The following is a 21,062-nucleotide window of genomic DNA, read 5'->3' on the forward strand; positions in this document are numbered from 1 at the left end:
AGATATCAATTAAAAGTCGAAAGTGATCTCATCTTCAAATTCTGAATTCTCCGACGACCCCGACTCTATCTCACCACTGGTAAGGTCAAGGTCTATCAGGGCCGTTTCATCCTTTTCAATGATAGCTGATAGTATGGTCTGGTAATGGTCAAAGACCTCCTCAATGATCTCCGAAGAAAACTTGGAACCATCATAATTCACCGAGCCGGTAATAGTGGTTGATCCTGAGCCCGAAGAGAATTTAATGTCCAGAGGGAAATCACCGGACTGTTCGCCCAATTGGTCAGAGCTGAACGCTATGCCCGGAATAGTAATTTCATCATCCTCGTAAGCATAAGTCATGAGCACATTGAATAATGAATTACGCTTTTCCCCTGTCAGATTCAGTTCTTTCACTATCAGGTCATATGGATATAGCTGATTGTTGAACGCGCTGACTATTGAGCTTTTCACCTTAAGTAGTACATCATTAAGCGTGTCGGAAGACCCTATTTTTGTCATCACCGGAAGCACATTCACGTAGAACCCGATCTGGTTTTCCAGGTGACCCACCTCACGGCCCGAAACAGGGGTACCTACCACGATCTCACTCTGTCCGGTATACCTGTACATTAATGCCTTAAAGGCAGATACCAATAATGAGAAAGTAGACATGTTCAGGCTATTGGCCTTAGATACCAGGGCCGCACTCATATCACCGTCCAGCTCAAACGAATGGTTTTTACCTAAATACGCCTGACCATTGTGTTCAAGATCTACCGGCAGTTCCAGCTTAGCAGCCTTATCCAGCTCCTGGCCCATCCAGAACTCCCTGTACCTGTCCGCCTCAGGGCCTGACAGCAATTCGTTCTGCCAGTGGGCATAGTCCTTATACTGGATCTCCAGTGCTGCCAGCGGGTTACCCTCGCCGCGGCTATACGCTTCGTACAGCGACAGCACCTCCTCCACCAGCACCTTCATCGACCAGCCGTCAGAGACAATGTGGTGCATCGTCAACAGGAACAGATACGCATCATCATCCTCATGCACCAGCGTCGCACGGAACAGCGGACCCGCTGACAGATCAAACCCATAACCAGTCTCTCTGCTTACCAGTTGCTTAGTCGCCGCTTCCTTATCATCACGCTCACGAAGGTCGATGTACTCCATCGCAAAGCCCATCCCCGCAAGCGAGTGTATCACCTGCCTGGGCTCACCCCCGCGTACCTCAAACGTCGTACGCAAGCTCTCATGGCGGTCCACCAGCGTGGTAAACGCCTGACCAAACGCCTCCTTGTCCAGCTTGCCCCTGAACCGGTGTGCACTCGCTATGTTGTACGCACCCTTCGCATCATCCATCTGGTCCAGTATCCACAACCGGCGCTGCGCTGCCGACAGCTCATAGTCTGCCGCCTCTTCCACCGGCTCTATCGCAGGATACGAAGGACGCTGTAGGTCCGCCTCCAGCTCTACCGCCAGCTCCTCGATCGTAGGGTACTTAAAGATCGTACCGATGTCCAGCTGCACACCCGTAAGCTTGTACAGGTTAGAGATCATCCGCGTAGCCTTAAGCGAGTGACCCCCTGCCTCAAAGAAGTTATCAAGCACACCTATGCCCTTGCGGCCAAGCACTTCCTCCCACTGGGCTACCAGCAGTTCCTCCGTCTCCGTACGCGGAGCAACATACGTGGTCCGCGTCGCCCACTCCTCACCTACCAGCTCCAGCAGCGCATGTTTATTCACCTTACCGCTTGAGTTAAGCGGGAAGCTCTCCACCATCGTCAGAGTAGTCGGCACCATGTATACCGGCAGGATGCCCTTCAGGTAGCTGCGTGCCTCCTCCTCGCTCACGCTCCCCTTCACCCGGTAGAAGCCATGCAGGCTCTTGTCCTTGTTATCGTCCTCATGAACAATAACAACCGCTTCTGCCACCTGCTCATGCTGCTCAAGCGTACGGCTGATCTCTCCAAGCTCTATCCGGTAACCACGTAGCTTGATCTGGTCATCCACACGGCCCTGGAATTCTATCGAGCCATCAGGCAGGTAATACCCTACGTCACCACTCCGGTACATGCGCGTGTAGCTGTGTACCTCATCAGCAGCACCACTCTTCACGCCCGAGAAACTCCACAGCGTGTAATCCTGGATCCCGTCACGGCTGGCCACTACATACGGTAGCTGACGCACCACTATCTCACGGCCGCCAAGCTCATACAGCAGCCTGATCAGCTCCAGCTTATCAGCATGCACATCCTCTCCCAGGCTGATACGGTCCGCATCCTGCGTATAAACAATCTTCTCCGATACGTCCCCGTCATCTACCGGTATCACAGGCAGCAGCGTCTGCAGCGCAAAGTGACCGCCATCCTTCAGTACACCTAGCAGGTTCGCTACCAGGTGCGCAGGCTTCTCTACCCTGTCCATCAGTAGCGTCGACAGACTGAAGTCACGGCTGCCCTTCTCTATGCCATAATGCGCATAGAAGGTAGCAGGAGGCAGATCCACCTCACCCATATAGGCCTGGCGCCCTGAGTTACGCGCCTGCTGCACAAAGTAAGGGCTAAGCTCTATACCACATACTTCAGCACCCATGCCGGCCAGTACCTCCATCACCTCGCCATTACCAAAGCCCAGCTCTACGCCCTGCTTTCCACTGTAGTCAGCCATAGGTAGCAGCTCGCTCAGTACCGAGGCATTAATGCCCGCTGAAGAGTAGCTGTGGTAGTAGGCCTCGAAGAAGTAGCGGATAAACCCTTTGCACTTGTCCACGTCTTCGCTGTGCTTGTCCAGGTAGCTATCAATAGCCCCCTGAATGTCCTTATCCAGTTCCGCACTAAGGCTTACCAGCTTGTCACGGTCGCCCGACAGGTATTCCTCCTCCCCTTTGCTCAGTACCGACAGCGAGAAACCTTCGGACTTGAATCCGCTGATCTGCCGGTCAGTCTCTTCCAGGCGTAGCAGCCCCTCTTCACGGTAGTGCGAAGACAGAAAGTAAGGGTTAGCCACAAACTTACCCAGCGTCGCCAGGCGGTTGTTCAGGTAACCGCGCGCAAGCCCCGGACCCGACAGATACAACTCACCCGGAATGCCGAGGCCGCAAGGATTACCATAAGCATCCAGTATATAAGTATGTGTGTTGAAGATCGGCGTACCGATAGGCACCGTAGCCCTTTCAGATACCTTATCATGAGCCACATCCTGCAGGTGCGAGTACACCGTATACTCAGTAGGACCGTACGCGTTCATAAAGCGCACGTACTTAGACCACTCCGCCGCAAGTCCTGAAGGACAGGCCTCGCCAACCGATACCACCTGGAAGCCTTTGTGACTGATCTTAGAAGGATCCATCTGGCGAAGAAGCGACGGCACAAACACCCCCACATTCAACTCATGCGTATTGATGAAGTTGGTCACCTTCTCCGCTTCCAGTTCACCGCTGTACATGCACAGCGTCGCCCCGTTCAGCAGCGCCATGAACGTCTCACCCACAGCACCGTCAAAGTTATACGAGAAGTGCTGGAAGATACGGCTGCCACCCTCCAGGCTGAAGTTAGCCCGCTGCCACTGCGTCAGGTTGATCACACCGCGGTGCTCCAACAGCACACCCTTAGGACGGCCCGTGGAGCCCGACGTATAAATGATATAAGCCAGATCATCAGGCACATTCACCCGCGAAGGGTTCTCAACACGCTCAGGGAGCATGTCAAATTCAGTATCCGGATGGTAAATTATACCTGTAAAATCACTAAGCTCAGTTCCCCCCTGTGTAAGGATGATATCCATCGACACATCATTACATATATACTCCCTCCGGTCAGCCGGAAGTTGCGGGTCGATCGGCACATAAGCCCCGCCCGCTTTCATGATCGCCAGTATACTGATCACCATCCACTCCGAGCGCGGCAGCATAATGCCCACCACCTTATCAGGACCAACCGAAAGCTCATCGCGCAGGTGATGCGCCAGCCTGTTCACACGCGCATTCAGTTCACCATACGTCAGCGTTTGCCCATCATACACGATGGCCGCCATATCAGGCTCTGCCGATACATGGCTCTCAAACTCCTCTACGATCGTCTTATTATAGTCGTTCGACTCAAGTGTCTGATTAAATACCTCCGTAAGCTGAAGCTCCTCTGCCGCCGGCAGGTAGGTAATACCTGATATCACCTGCCCCGGGTTGCTTAGTATATTATCCAGTAGCTGAATGAAATGCACCAGCATAGCAGATACCCTCGGCTCCCCGAATAGATCAGTACTATATAGCAGCTCAACTTTCAGGTCATTTTCATACTGATAGAAGTTGAACACCAGGTCAAACTTGCTCGTCGTATTTTCGACCTGCAATACATCGATAGTAAGCCCTTCTGCAATGGCCGTTCCCTCCTTTACTTCATGCAGGGCCACCATCACATCAAACAGCGGGTTACGCCCCAGGTCCCTGTCCAGTTCAAGATCCTCCACCAGCTTATCAAAAGGATAAGACTGATGCTGGTATCCTGCCAGCACCTGCTCTTTCACGCCCGCCAGATGCTCTTCAAACGTACCCCTTGCGTTGACACCATTTCTGATCGCCAGGGTATTTACATAAAATCCTATTTGATCCTCCAGCTCAGCGTGCGTTCTTCCCGACACCGGGGTGCCCAGCACGATATCTTCCTGGGCCGTATACTTATGCAGCAATACATTCACCGCAGCCATCAGGAACATAAACTGAGAGCTATTATGACTTTGAACGAACTGGTCGATCTTTCCGGCTATTTCAGAGCCGGCATTAACACTCACACTGCTTCCCTTCAGACTCTTCACAGGTGGCCTTGCATAATCAGCAGGCAACTCCAGTACAGGCACACCCTCCTGGAAAGTATCCAGCCAATACGCCTTCTCATGTTGCCCTCTGCTAAGCAGCTTTTCCGTTTGCCATCTGGCGAAGTCCTTGTATTGAATACTCAGCGCCGGCAGGTTTGCCTCTTCACCCTTCTGCAGTCCATGATAGAAGGCCAGTATATCTTTGAAGAAAACCTCCATCGACCAGCCATCAGAAATGATGTGATGCATGATCACCGCCATAACATACCCCTTATCGCTCACCTTCACCAGGCGTACCTTCAGTAGCGGGCCGTTTTCCAGATCAAAAGGCTTAGCCGATTCGGCTTGTGCCATACCCCTTGCCATCTCACGCGCATCCGGCTTATCAGACACATCGGTAAAGTTAAAGTCATACCTCACCCGGTCACCATGGTCAACAAACTGCTTCACTTCACCATCTACCAGCCTGAACCGCGTTCTCAGTATTTCGTGCCTCTCCACAAGCCTCCTGTAGCTCTGCTCCAGTAGCGCCACATCCAGGTCCCCGGTCAGCTCATAAGCTTCGGGCATGTTATACCCTATCTTAGAGTTTTCCAGTTGATGCAGGATCCAAAGCCTTTTTTGTCCGTAAGAAAGCTCATAGTATCCAGCCTCCTCCGTTTTCGTAATTACCTCGTAAGTATCCTCCGGCTCATAAGACTTTAACACATTTGCCAGTTGGCTCAACTCAGGGTAAGTGAAGAGATCCTTTAGTAAAAGATTAACTCCAAGCTCATTGTGTATGCGGGAAAGCAGTCTCGTTGCCTTTAGTGAATGTCCCCCCAGTTCAAAGAAGTTAGCATTTGCTCCTACCTTTTCAATAGCCAGTACATCACTCCAGATTTCCGCGAGTTTACTTTCGATATATCCCGAGGGAGCTACGTAAGTATCAGGAGTTTCCGCCGAGTTGGGCTCAGGCAGAGCAGCCATATTCACCTTACCGTTGCTCGTAAGAGGATACTCCTCCATCTCAAACAGATACTGAGGCACCATATACTGAGGCAGCATAGCACCCAGGCTACCCTTGATCCCGTCCGAAGTATTATCCGCATCCTGCTCAGGTATATAATAAGCACACAGCACCTTATCTCCCGTCCCTTCATGCACTTTGGCCATCACTACAGCCTTTTCAATACCTGGCAGAGCAGTCAGCGCATGCTCTATCTCACCAAGCTCAATCCTGAAACCCCTGATTTTTACCTGGTTATCAGTCCGGCCTAATATCTCGATCCTGCCATCCGGCAGCCATTTACCCAGGTCACCCGTTCTGTATACCCTGCCTTCATGGAATGCCGTATGGATATACTTTTCCCTCGTTAGCTCTTCCCGGTTAAGGTAACCATGGGAAACACCCTTGCCTGCAATACAGATTTCACCCGCTACCCCTATAGGTACCAGGTTAGCATGACTGTCCAGTATGGAAATTTTTGTGTTTGTGAGAGGCCTGCCAATAACCGCACCCTTCACAGGCCCGTTAAAGCTGTTCTGCGTATACCTGATCGAAGTACAGAAGATCGTTCCTTCTGTAGGGCCATACGTTACATTGATTTCAGCGCCCCTGAATACCTGTGATAATCGGTTCAGTATCTGATCCGAAACCTTATCCCCTCCTATGAATACCTTGCGGATATGTGCATAGTCCTTCTCCGCTCCGTTTTCCATGATAGTCTCCACTATCTGGGAATATACCGCGGGTACCGTATCCAGCACGTTGACCTTCCGGAGGTGATCCACCAGTTTATCCGCGTTTACGATTTCCGCTTTGTCAATTATGTTGAGCGTGCCACCGTTTAGCAGTGGAGTGAATATCTGGAATATCGAGATATCAAAAGAAGGCGACGCCACCATAGCCATGCGTAGCGTTTCCTCCTCAAGCCCATAGGCGGATAAGTTAAAGAGGAAATGGCTCAGGTTTCCATGGGATACAAGTACCCCTTTCGGCTTACCTGTAGACCCTGAAGTATAGATAATGTAAGCCCCTGAGTCAGCCTCCACAGCGTGTTCCGTAAGCTTGTCCGAGCAGTTACTCAGTTCCTCATTATTATCGATTAGAATAATATTCAGATCTGCAGGAACAGATTCCTTCAAGTCATTATGAGTAATCACATAATGAATAGCGGCATCAGCACAAACAAACTTTAAACGTTCCTGCGGTACCTCATCATCCAGCGGCACATAGATAGCACCCGCCTTCAGTATACCGATCATGGCAACGATCAGGTCAGCAGACCTGTGAACGAAAAGCCCTACAGCCTCTCCACGTTTCACGCCGCATGCCTGCAGGTAGTTAGCCACCTGATTAGAGCGGCTGTCCAGCTCCTGGTAGCTCACACATTCCTCCCCATGGCAAACGGCCGGTGCCTGTGGCGAACCATTTACATGTAAAGCTAGCTGCTTAAATAAGTAGTCCGGAGCCACATCAATCTCCGGCGAGCTGTTAAACTCTTTCAGTAACTTCTCCTGCTCATCGGCCGGCAGAATATCGATAGCGTGCAGCGGTTGAGTCTGGTCACCTATCACCGACCCTGCCAGCTTGTTAAGATTTTCAAACAGTCTTTCAATCCGCTCCTTTGTAAACAGGTCCGTATTGTAACCCATCTCCAGTTCCAGCTTTCCGTCCGCTTCGGTAAAGCTGAATGACAGATCAAACTTACTGGTATGATTATCATATGGATACGGTTCCACAGAAATGCCGCCAAACTCATGAACAGTTTCTCCCTGGAGGTCCTCATTCTGGAAGGATAGAATAACATCAAACAGCGCTGACCTGCTCAGGTCCTTTTTGATATCCAGGTCGTCCACCAGCGTATCGAATGGATAAATCTGGTTAGCCAGAGAGTTTACACACGTCTCTTTAATAGCCTTGAGGTTCTCCTCATAGTTCCTTTCTGCTTCCAGGCGGGTAAACAGAGGTACGGTGTTGATATATATACCTATCTGATCATTCAGGTCATTAAACTCCCTGCCCGATGTCGGTGTACCAATGATTATCTCATTCTGACCCGTATACTTATATAAGAACACCTTGACCAGTGAAGTAAGCATAATAAACAAGCTCACTTCATTAGCTTTGCTAAGCGCCTGTAGCCCTTCGTAAGTATCCTTACCAAAGACATACCTAAGCTCCGCTCCATTAAATGTTTTTACAGCAGGCCGGGGATAATCGGAAGGCAGTTCAAGCACAGGCGCCTTATCCAGCTCCTGGCCCATCCAGAACTCCCTGTACCTGTCCGCCTCAGGGCCTGACAGCAATTCGTTCTGCCAGTGGGCATAGTCCTTATACTGGATCTCCAGTGCTGCCAGCGGGTTACCCTCGCCGCGGCTATACGCTTCGTACAGCGACAGCACCTCCTCCACCAGCACCTTCATCGACCAGCCGTCAGAGACAATGTGGTGCATCGTCAACAGGAACAGATATTCATCATCATCCTCATGCACCAGCGTCGCACGGAACAGCGGACCCGCTGACAGATCAAACCCATAACCAGTCTCTCTGCTTACCAGTTGCTTAGTCGCCGCTTCCTTATCATCACGCTCACGAAGGTCGATGTACTCCATCGCAAAGCCCATCCCCGCAAGCGAGTGTATCACCTGCCTGGGCTCACCCCCGCGTACCTCAAACGTCGTACGCAAGCTCTCATGGCGGTCCACCAGCGTGGTAAACGCCTGACCAAACGCCTCCTTGTCCAGCTTGCCCCTGAACCGGTGTGCACTCGCTATGTTGTACGCACCCTTCGCATCATCCATCTGGTCCAGTATCCACAACCGGCGCTGCGCTGCCGACAGCTCATAGTCTGCCGCCTCTTCCACCGGCTCTATCGCAGGATACGAAGGACGCTGTAGGTCCGCCTCCAGCTCTACCGCCAGCTCCTCGATCGTAGGGTACTTAAAGATCGTACCGATGTCCAGCTGCACTCCCGTAAGCTTGTACAGGTTAGAGATCATCCGCGTAGCCTTAAGCGAGTGACCCCCTGCCTCAAAGAAGTTATCAAGCACACCTATGCCCTTGCGGCCAAGCACTTCCTCCCACTGGGCTACCAGCAGTTCCTCCGTCTCCGTACGCGGAGCAACATACGTGGTCCGCGTCGCCCACTCCTCACCTACCAGCTCCAGCAGCGCATGCTTATTCACCTTACCGCTTGAGTTAAGCGGGAAGCTCTCCACCATCGTCAGGGTAGTCGGCACCATGTATACCGGCAGGATGCCCTTCAGGTAGCTGCGTGCCTCCTCCTCGCTCACGCTCCCCTTCACCCGGTAGAAGCCATGCAGGCTCTTGTCCTTGTTATCGTCCTCATGAACAATAACAACCGCTTCTGCCACCTGCTCATGCTGCTCAAGCGTACGGCTGATCTCTCCAAGCTCTATCCGGTAACCACGTAGCTTGATCTGGTCATCCACACGGCCCTGGAATTCTATCGAGCCATCAGGCAGGTAATACCCTACGTCACCACTCCGGTACATGCGCGTGTAGCTGTGTACCTCATCAGCAGCACCACTCTTCACGCCCGAGAAACTCCACAGCGTGTAATCCTGGATCCCGTCACGGCTGGCCACTACATACGGTAGCTGACGCACCACTATCTCACGGCCGCCAAGCTCATACAGCAGCCTGATCAGCTCCAGCTTATCAGCATGCACATCCTCTCCCAGGCTGATACGGTCCGCATCCTGCGTATAAACAATCTTCTCCGATACGTCCCCGTCATCTACCGGTATCACAGGCAGCAGCGTCTGCAGCGCAAAGTGACCGCCATCCTTCAGTACACCTAGCAGGTTCGCTACCAGGTGCGCAGGCTTCTCTACCCTGTCCATCAGTAGCGTCGACAGACTGAAGTCACGGCTGCCCTTCTCTATGCCATAATGCGCATAGAAGGTAGCAGGAGGCAGATCCACCTCACCCATATAGGCCTGGCGCCCTGAGTTACGCGCCTGCTGCACAAAGTAAGGGCTAAGCTCTATACCACATACTTCAGCACCCATGCCGGCCAGTACCTCCATCACCTCGCCATTACCAAAGCCCAGCTCTACGCCCTGCTTTCCACTGTAGTCAGCCATAGGTAGCAGCTCGCTCAGTACCGAGGCATTAATGCCCGCTGAAGAGTAGCTGTGGTAGTAGGCCTCGAAGAAGTAGCGGATAAACCCTTTGCACTTGTCCACGTCTTCGCTGTGCTTGTCCAGGTAGCTATCAATAGCCCCCTGAATGTCCTTATCCAGTTCCGCACTAAGGCTTACCAGCTTGTCACGGTCGCCCGACAGGTATTCCTCCTCCCCTTTGCTCAGTACCGACAGCGAGAAACCTTCGGACTTGAATCCGCTGATCTGCCGGTCAGTCTCTTCCAGGCGTAGCAGCCCCTCTTCACGGTAGTGCGAAGACAGAAAGTAAGGGTTAGCCACAAACTTACCCAGCGTCGCCAGGCGGTTGTTCAGGTAACCGCGCGCAAGCCCCGGACCCGACAGATACAACTCACCCGGAATGCCGAGGCCGCAAGGATTACCATAAGCATCCAGTATATAAGTATGTGTGTTGAAGATCGGCGTACCGATAGGCACCGTAGCCCTTTCAGATACCTTATCATGAGCCACATCCTGCAGGTGCGAGTACACCGTGTACTCAGTAGGACCGTACGCGTTCATAAAGCGCACGTACTTAGACCACTCCGCCGCAAGTCCTGAAGGACAGGCCTCGCCAACCGATACCACCTGGAAGCCTTTGTGACTGATCTTAGAAGGATCCATCTGGCGAAGAAGCGACGGCACAAACACCCCCACATTCAACTCATGCGTATTGATGAAGTTGGTCACCTTCTCCGCTTCCAGCTCACCGCTGTACATGCACAGCGTCGCCCCGTTCAGCAGCGCCATGAACGTCTCACCCACAGCACCGTCAAAGTTATACGAGAAGTGCTGGAAGATACGGCTGCCACCCTTCAGGTTGAAGTTAGCCCGCTGCCACTGCGTCAGGTTGATCACACCGCGGTGCTCCAACAGCACACCCTTAGGACGGCCCGTGGAGCCCGACGTATAAATGATATAAGCCAGATCATCAGGCACATTCACCCGCGAAGGGTTCTCAACACGCTCAGGGAGCATGTCAAATTCAATGTCTATCGCGAAAAGGCCACCTTCATATCCGGTCAGGCCAAACATGTTACTACTGTCAACAATCAGCGTATTGATAGCCGTATCAGCGAATATATAAGCTATCCGGTCAGCCGGAAGCTGCGGGTCGATCGGTACATAAGCCCCGCCCGCTTTCATGATCGCCAGTATACTCACCACCATCCACTCAGAGCGCGGCAGCATAATGCCCACCACCTTATCAGGACCAACCGAAAGCTCATCGCGCAGGTGATGCGCCAGCCTGTTCACACGCGCATTCAGTTCACCATACGTCAGCGTTTGCCCATCATATACCATGGCCGCCATGTCAGGCTGCGCCGATACGTGGCTCTCAAACTCCTCTACGATCGTCTTATTATAGTCGTTCGACTCAAGTGTCTGATTAAATGCCTCCGTAAGCTGAAGCTCCTCTGCCGCCGGCAGGTAATTTATAGCATTGATCGATATCTCCGGCTTACCCGCAATACGCTTCAGTATCTCCGTATAGTGCCCGATCAGGCTATTGATCTTCTCCTTACTAAACAGGTCAGTATTATATTCAATATCGAAGGATATAGCATCATCCCGCTCCAGCCCGTAGAACCAGATATCTGCATGAGCAAAATGCTGCCCCAGGTCATAATCCTCGATCGAAAAATCAAAATCGTCAAAGTACGAATGCCTGTTACCGTCCCAGGTAAACCCTACGTCATATAGTACCGAGCGGCTAAGGTCCCTGCGGATATCCAGACTATCCACTATCCGGTCAAATGGATAAGACTTATGCTCATAAGCATCCAGTACCACCTGCTTCGTGTGCTCAAGTAATTCAGCAAATGACACCTCCTTATCAAAATCGAACAGCAACGGAATATTATTCACATAGTAGCCAATCTGATCCTTAAGGAATTCATTATCCCTGTCTGCGATAGGCGCACCTATTACCAGGCGGCTCTGGCTGGTATACCTGTAATACAACAGTACCTGGCACGCCATAAGCGTCATGTAAAGAGAAGTACCGTGCTTATGCGATACGGCCAGCAATCCATCCTTAAGCTCACCCGGTATAGTGAACCCTATCCTGTCCCCATTATCAGTTTTTACTGCAGGACGGGGATAATCCAGCGGCAACTCCAATGTAGGAATGCCCCCCTTAAACTTATCCAGCCAGTAAGCAGAGTTGATCCCACTTTGAGGACCGCTAAGTTCATTATTAAGCCAGTGGCTATAGTCCCTTGATTGTACCTTCAGGTCTTGTAAACGAGCCTCAGTATTATTAGCAAAGGCCTTGTAATACTCCAGCACCTCCCTTATCAGTACATTCACTGACCATGCATCAGAAATTATGTGGTGAATAGTGAAAATGAAATAGTACTCACTATTTCCATTATCAATGATTTTCGCCCTCAGCAACGGACCTTCCGAAAGACTGAACGGAGCCTTTACCTCCTTCGCCAGCAGCTCATTCAGAAATGCCGTTATACCTTCCTCATTCACCCGGTCTATAGACTCTATCCTAAACCCAAGTGTATCAGAATGCACCTTTTGCATCACCAAACCATCCACCTTTTCAAAGGTAGTCCGCAGGCTTTCATGACGGGCAATAAGCGCATCGAATGCCTTTCCAAGGATATCAACCTTTACATCACCCGTAAATTTATGAACCCCGGTAAGGTTGAAGATCCCCCCGTCGTCCAACTGGTCCAGCATAAAGAAGCGGTTCTGCGAAGGGTTCACCGCATAGTATTCCTGATCAGGTATAGGCAGCAGCTTATTGCCCGCTACCTTGTCCCCGCCATCGATCAGAGCAGCCAGCTTTCTTACCGTACTATTAGCAAATACCTCATGGAGCTTAAGCTGAACATTAAATGCACCTTCTATCGCACCGATCAGGTTTATCGCTTTTATGGAGTGCCCCCCCATCATGAAGAAGTCCTCCGTAGCACCTACCACCTCCTCGTTCAGTATCTCCTTCCATAGCTCAGCCAGTGCCTTTTCCGTTTTCGTTTCCGGCTGTTCAAGCGTACCGCTTCTTTGGTTAGAAGCCCCTGATTCCAATGCAGCCAGTGCCTTCCTGTCAATCTTTCCATTAGACGTCTTAGGCATCACCTCCAATAGATGGAAGCCCGACGGCACCATGTAAGCCGGTAGCTTTTCAGCCAGGTGAGTTCTGAAAACTGAGACCTCGTCTCCATCAGCAGCCACCACAAACGCCACCAGGTACTTATCACCTGTTTCATCTTCCTTCACGATCACAGCCGCTTCATTTGCGTTTTTATGCTGAATGAGCGCGTTTTCGATCTCTCCCAGTTCTATCCGGTGTCCTCTCACCTTTACCTGGTCATCATTTCGCCCGATGATCTCAAGCGTACCAGACTCCAGCCATCTGCCCAAATCCCCCGTATTATACACCCGGCGTTCATTCAGCAAGGCCAGTTCGATGAACTTTTCTTTCGTCAGGTCAGGCCTGTTCAGGTAAGAAGCAGCCAGGCCCGCCCCCCCGATGTGCACCTCTCCCACTACCCCCAAAGGCGATAGGTTCAGGCCACCGTCCAGCACATACACCTGAGTGTTATCTATCGGTTTACCAACATTACTTACACTATCTCCCTCAACCTTTCTAATCGTCGACCATATAGTAGTCTCCGTTGGACCATACATGTTCCATACTTCACCCGACATAGACAGCAGGCGCTTGCCAAGCTCCTCGTTGAGCCTTTCTCCACCGCTTAGCACCTTTATTCGCTGCGTATTTTCCCATCCGCTATTTACCAATAGCTGCAATAAGCTAGGAGTAGATTGGATAAGGCTAGGGCCGTGCTCGGTAATAAGATCGATAATCGCCTGAGGGTCACGGCTCTCTTCATTAGTAGCCAGTAGCACTTCCCCACCAGATACCAGGGGAAGGAACAACTCCAGCAGGGAGATGTCAAACGTATACGTAGTAACCGCCAGTAACTTATCCTCAGAAGTCATGCCCGGCGCCTTCTTCATGCTCAGCATAAAGTTCGTCAGAGACTTATGCGTAATCTGCACCCCCTTCGGCTTACCTGTAGATCCTGAGGTATAGATCACATATGCAAGGCCTTTCGGCTGCACACCTATACGACTGTGACCGTTCAGGCTTACTGCCTTTCCTTCATGTGCCAGCGTCTCAGATCCCTTGCCTGCATCTATGCATACCACCGGGCATGCGGCATCCTCACTCCTAAGCCAGCCATGCTTAGTCAGGTTATCTTCAGCAGAGATCAGCACCTTCAGGCCCGTATCTTCCAGAAGGTATTTTATCCTTTCTTCAGGATATTGAGTATCGATAGGCACATAGACCCCTCCTGCTTTCCATATCGCTAAAACAGAGATAATAACCTCCTCTGATCTATCCAGCAGTACACCTACATAATCCCCTTCATTAAGCTTGCACCCATCTTTCAGGAACTTCGCACGGGCCTTTGCCTTTTCTTCAATCTCCTTATAAGTAAATGAAGTGCCGTTGCACGTCACAGCCCTATGAGCCCCGAATGAGGCTGCATTACCTTCAATTAAAGTATGGATACCCTCCACTTCAGGAAGATTTGCATACGTATTGTTAAAGGCATTCAATAATTGCTGCTGCTCCCTCGCAGGGATCACAGACAAATGCTTAAGGGGGCGTGAAGGGCTTTGAACAGCCATATCTATAAGATGTACCAGCCTGCTAAAGAACCTGTTAATAGTCGCCTCCACAAAAAGGTCACTATCGTACTCAATCGTAAGCTGGATATCCCCTTTGAACTCCTCGAAGTAGAAAGACAGGTCAAACTTACTGGTACTTACCTCTTTCTCTATCCGTTTCGCATAAACATTAGTGGATGCCTGGCTGATAAGCCGTGACTCCTTCGTCTGGTACCCCACGAATATGTCAAACAGAGGATTCCTGTTTCTGACAACAGGCACCTCTAACTCCTCGATCAGTAAATCAACCGGGTACACCTGATGCTGGAAGCTCTCCAGTACAGCTCCTCTAACCCTTTCTAATAAGGCAGCAAAGGAAGCCTCCTGATCTACCCTAGTCCGGATAGGGATCAGGTTGATAAACAGGCCAAGCTGCGAAGCCAGATCCGGATGATCGCGCCCCGCTACCGGCGTACCAATAACCACATCCTCCTGGTTCGCCAGCTTGCTTAGCAGCACGTTCAGTACCGACATCAGGAAGATAAACTTAGTAGACCCGTTTCTCTGGCAGAAGGTATCAATTATATCAAACCGGCTACCATCAATCGTGTAGCTCAGCGTTTTTCCATTGAACTGCTTTACAGCCGGCCTTTTCCTATCCGTAGGCAAGGTCAGCGCAGTCACCGGCTGCTCAAATACACTCAGCCAGTAAGCCTTATGCTCATTCAGGTCATCTGATTCAAGCCTCTTTTGTAGCCAGGCAACATAATCCCGGTACTGGATAGCAGGCTGAGTGGCAGAGAGGCTTTCCCCTATACATAGCTTAGTATAATTCTCCCAGAACTCATTGACCAGTATCTGGCCCGACAGTCCGTCAGAAATAATATGGTGAATCACAATAGTAAGCTGATAAGAGAACTCATCCACCCTGAACAATATCAGCTTCATCAGAGGCCCCTTCTCCATATCCATAGGCGTACGGGTGATCTCATTCACCTTCATCCGCGCCACAATCTCAGGGTATTGTTCCTCCCTCAGGTCAAATGTCTCAATCCTGAACTGCTCCGGATCAAAGGAATGGACTACCTGGCGGGGCTCACCCTCCCTATAAATAAAGGTCGTGCGTAATATTTCATATTTACGACCCAGCAGTTCATACGAGCGGTTCAGGTAGTCCTGCTCCACACTACCCTTTATCTCAATATTCTCAAATTCATTATAGGCGATAGAGCTTTCAGGTAGCTGGCCCAGTATCCATATTCTCTTCTGTATATTAGACACCGGATAGTCAGCCGCCTCTGCTACTGCAGGAATGCTTGTGTACCCTTCAGATTTTTTCTGAACCACCACATCGTGCAGACTCTTTATCGTAGGGTTCAGGAAGATATCCTTTATCTCCACACTGATTCCCAGTTGGCGCTTCACTTCAGAAACTATACGGTGAGCCCTGATAGAGTCGCCTCCTATCTGGAAGAAATTATCCGTGCTTCCGATACCCGAGTAGGTAAGCACCTCCTCCCATACACGGATAAGGCTCAGTTCCAGTAGCGTCACCGGTCTTTCATCCGCAGATTTCTTATTCAGGTACGTCCTCCCTTTCAGCTTTCCCCTGTCCACCTTGCCATGAGCATTCCGGGGGAAGCCCGGCACGGCATGAAACTCATGAGGGATCATATAAACCGGCAGATGTTCGGCCAGGTATTCCTTCACCCCCTTTAAGTTATCTTCAGACCCTACGTAGTAGGCCACCAGTAAGTCACGTTCCGTATCCCCTATTACACAGGCATCTTCTATATAAGGTAAGCTTGTCAGCAGGCTCTCCACTTCCTGTGGCTCTACCCTGTACCCCCTTATTTTAACCTGAAAATCCTTACGGCCCGCAAATTCTATAGTGCCATCTTTCGTCCAGCGGGCCAGGTCACCCGTGCGGTATACCACCTCACCCGGCACACCCGCCAGAGGCTTAAATTTTTCCTTCGTAAGCTCATCCAGGTTCAGGTAACCATTCGCCAGGCCAGCACCACTTACACATAACTGCCCTGTTGTACCTACAGATACCGGATTTTCATCACTGTCCACAATAAACACCTTATGGTTCGCGATCGGGCGGCCAATGTGGTGTGCCGTAGCAGCATCAGTTACCTCATGAAATGTCGCACACACCGTTACTTCAGACGGTCCGTACGTATTATATACCCGCGTGTGGTTTAATATATTTCCTACATAAGCCCCTTTGAGTACATCCCCACCACTTATTATTCTCGTAAGCGAAGGAAATTCCCACTCAGTTTTATTCAGCTCATTGATAACCAGAGGAGTCGTGCTTAGCAGCGTAACATTGTTTTCCCTGATACAAGCTGTAAGCTCCTCTATGTTCGCACTCACATCATTAGGTATCACCAGTGTTCCGCCGCTTTTTAATACAGGGAATACCTCTTCTACAAAAGTGTCAAACCCCACAGAAGATTGCTGTACCACCCTGTCCCTATTATTGACAGCAAAATATGCTTCAAACGTCAGTACATAGTCTGTAACCGAGCGGTGTGATATCACAACCCCCTTAGGCTTACCCGTCGTGGCCGATGTATAGATCGTATAAGCAGGTGCCTTCGGGTCAATCACCAATTCGGGATTCTGCCCGGAAACGCTTTCATCAACTGCCTTACTTACCTGAACAGGGTGTTTCACATACTCCCTGATTCCCCTCCCTATATTTTTATCGTCAAAAAGAACAATCTCCAGGCCACTATCCTTGATGATAAACTGTGCTCTCGCATCAGGGTAGTCCTTATCTATCGGCACATACGAAGCACCCGTTTTCAGAATCGCCAGAATAGAAATGATAAGCTCTTCCGACTTATCCTGTAATACCCCTATCCGGTGGCCCCGCCCCGCTGCATACCTTTCCATCAGCATGACTGCCAGCCTGTTGGCCCGTACATTTACCTCCTCATAGGTCAGTGATTTACCATTAAATACTATGGCTTCACCAGTAGGAGTAGCAGCCGCCTGCTGCTCAAACAGTTCATGCACCGGCATAAAGTTTTCATATACTACCGCCGTATCATTAAACGCCGCCAGAAGCTTCTCATCTTCTGAAGTCAGTACCGCCAGGCGAGAAACAGGAATAGTATCCTGTTCTGTCACCTGCCTGAGTAATGACTGGAACTGTGCATAGAGTTTATCCACCTCAGCGCCGGTAAATACCCTATTATCATACCTGATTACCAGCTCAAGGCCACTACCCGATTCGATAAATTCAAAATGAAGGTCTACAAGGGCTGCATCAGAATCAATCGCCAGCGTTTCTGCCTTCACGCCTTTAAGAGCATTTTCAAGCCCGGTAATATCAAAATTCTGGTAAACAAGCAGGATATTAAATAAAGACTCTCTGCCAGTCGTGTTTTTTATGGAAAGATCTTTTAATAACTGGTCATAGGGGTATTCCTGGTTCTCAAAGCCAGCCAGCACCTTATTATTAACCTGCTTTAGCAGACTCGCAAAAGACTGCTCAGGAGCCACCGCAGTTCTGATACATAGCGTGTTCAGGAAATAGCCTATCTGCTCATTAAAAGCCTCCGAATTTCTACCCGATGCATCAGTACCTATAACGATATCACTTTCGCCCGTGATCTTATATATCAGAGCATTCACCAGCGACATCACAGCCACAAATGGCGTACACTCCCGCTCAGCAGCATACCTCCTGAGTTCAGCAAAAGCCCTGTCACCTATTTCATAGCGCTTAAGGGCTTCTTCCCCTGCCGTCTCTTCCTCATGGTGAGAAAACTCCACCCTCGGCACCTCATCCCTGAACTCAGTTAGCCAGTAATCACGCTGCTTTTGCAGGTGCCCATTCAGCACACTATCGCGCTGCCAGCATACATAATCCCTGAACTGCCACGGTAGCGGACTTAACCCTACCTCGTTCTTCTCTATCAGGGCATTATATACCTTGCCCAGTTCCTTTAGAAAGTATGAAACTGACCAGCCGTCTACTATCGTATGATGATAATTGAACAGAATATGATGCGTTTCCTCATCCAGTTTATGAAGTATCACCTCCATCAGAGGAGCAGCCTCCAGGTCAAAGCGTTTTTCCGCTTTCTTCCTGAGCGTAATAAGAGACGTTAAGTCCCGCTCAGGATCATCAGAGTAATCCGAGTAAGAAATGTGGAAATCCACATGGCTATCCACCACCTGCCTCAGCTCATCATCGATAACCATGAACGACGTTCGTAGTATTTCGTACTTTTCGATAAGCAGATTCAGTGCCTTATTTAAAGCATCCATGTCGAGTGCGCCGGTTAGCTTATAACCCACCGGCACATTCAGAGCACTTCCGTTAAGGTCTAATTCCTCTACCCCCCACAGCCGGCGCTGAGCAAGTGACACAGGATATGAATCCGCCTCTTTCACCCGCCGGATGGCCAATGAAGCCTGATCCGATTGAGCCTTCTTCTCCACAAAGGCAGCCATTCGTGCGACAGAAGGATTTCTGAATATATCCAATACCGTTACCTCTACACCATACCTATCCTGGATACGAAATGCCAGTTGAGTAGCCAGGATACTATTCAGACTCAGCTTAAAGAAGCTTGCATCCGCCGTCACCTCCTTATTACTAAGTACATCCTGGATTTCAGACAGGATATAATGCTTTACATCATCATTCCCACTAGAGCCACCTTCCATCTGGTAGTCCTCAAGAGCAGAAAGCCCGCTATCGTAAACCCCTTTTCGGTAATTGGCAATCAGCTTAAAGTTCTGGATCTTACCGCTTGTCGTTTTGGGAATCTTATCTACAGGAACAAGTTTAGCCGCCGTAAACCCGAATACAGTGGCCACCACTTCAGGTATCCGGGAAATACTCCTTAATGCCGCTGGTGATAGCCTCTTGGTCACTATGAACAGAAACAGCTCCTCTTCAGAGAGGTCATCTTTTTTAACCCCGCAGGCCACTACATTGCCCAGCTTTATATCCAGCTGTTCGCAAATTACCCGCTCGATGTCATGCGGATAGTAATTCTGGCCATTAATGATGATAATATTCTTCAGGCGGCCTGTGATTACCAGGTTACCCTCGTGCATATACCCAAGGTCACCCGTTTTCAGCCATCCGTCCTCTGAGAATAAAGTATTAGTAGCAGATTCATTATTATAATACCGGCTTGTTACATTATTTCCCTTTATCTGGATATGGCCTATCCTCTTATCAGAAACAGGCACATCCTCCTCGTCACAAATACGAACATCACAAGTGGAAATAGGGTGTCCCACCTGTACAAAGGTAACCGCCTCCGGCGCTTCATCAGAAATGAACTCAACCTCATCACCAATGCTAATCTTATTCCTATCCAGCACATGTTTCACCAGGCCGGAGCCTACCCTGGGTAAGGTTACCGCCACAGAAGCCTCCGCCAGGCCGTAGCCTGGGAATATGGCATGTTTACGTAAGCCACAGGGAGCCAGAGTAGACTGAAACTCCTCGCAAAGGCTCGCTGAGATAGGCTCCGCACCATTATATATAAGCTTTACAGAAGAAAGGTCCAGCTTAATATCCGCCGCCTTTTCATAAGCCCACAGAAAGTATTGAATACCGAAATTGGGAGAATAAAGGAGGCTCACTTGATGCTCGCTTGCCTTCGTCAGCCATAGCAGCGGCCTCCTTACAAATAAGGTAGTAGGCAGAAGGTACTGGTTAATCCCTGCAAATACACCGGTGAGGTGAAAACAGATCAACCCCATGTCATGCGTCAGAGGCATCCAGCTAAGCATGCTGTCCTTTTCGCTTACCTCAGAACGGCTCGCTATATCCCTTGCATTATTTACCAGGTTCCGGTGAGTAAGTACCACCCCCTTAGGTTCCCCTGTCGAGCCCGAAGAGAATTGAATATAAGCGATGTCCGACTCCTCTATCTTTACCAGTACCGCAGAGTCCGCCCGGTTAATAAGTTCATCTGAGAAGATGAGCGAAACACCCTCCAGTTTATTATTTATCCCTGCATCTTTCCCGAAGTGTTCCTTAAGCCTTGTTAAGTGGTTTTCCGAGGTGAACAGGTAAGGGTTATTCAGCGTCTTCCATACATGCCCGAACTTATCATACCGGTCGGCCTGATTTCCGGTAGATAACGGCACGGCAATCAGCTTACCAAGCAAACATGCCCAGAAACCAATAAGAAATGACTGATTATCATCTATAAAGATGACAACCTCATCCCCTTCGCCGATTCCTCTTTCCTGAAACACACCAAGCAATCGCCGGGCCTTGTCATAAAGGTCAGCATATGAGCAGTACTGTTCATCTACTTCTGAAGAAATAAAGGTTATACCTCTTTTGGCAGAGATATTCTTCTCCATTAGGGATACTAATGACTCGGACATGAATTAATGTATAAACTGGTAATAAATAGCTAACTAAAACAACCTGAAGGGCAGGTCATTTTGCATAACCAGAAAAACTGGCTACGTAATAAGGTATAATA

1 protein-coding gene is annotated in these 21,062 nt (G+C 50.0%); it reads right to left on the reverse strand.

All coding sequences use genetic code 11. The annotated features are described in order from the left end of the window. Window positions 1-9: 9 nt before the first annotated feature. On the reverse strand, window positions 10-20,961 hold the full coding sequence (locus AB9P05_RS04995) for a non-ribosomal peptide synthase/polyketide synthase (protein WP_371907707.1): 20,952 nt from the start codon (window positions 20,959-20,961) through the stop codon (window positions 10-12). Window positions 20,962-21,062 lie beyond the last annotated feature (101 nt).

The organism is Roseivirga sp. BDSF3-8 (assembly GCF_041449215.1).
GTDB lineage: Bacteria > Bacteroidota > Bacteroidia > Cytophagales > Cyclobacteriaceae > JBGNFV01.

What these genes read in the sequence shown, in the direction of transcription:
- AB9P05_RS04995 (WP_371907707.1), bottom strand. Translation starts at nt 20,961, where the DNA reads ATGTCCGAGTCATTAGTATCCCTAATGGAGAAGAATATCTCTGCCAAA.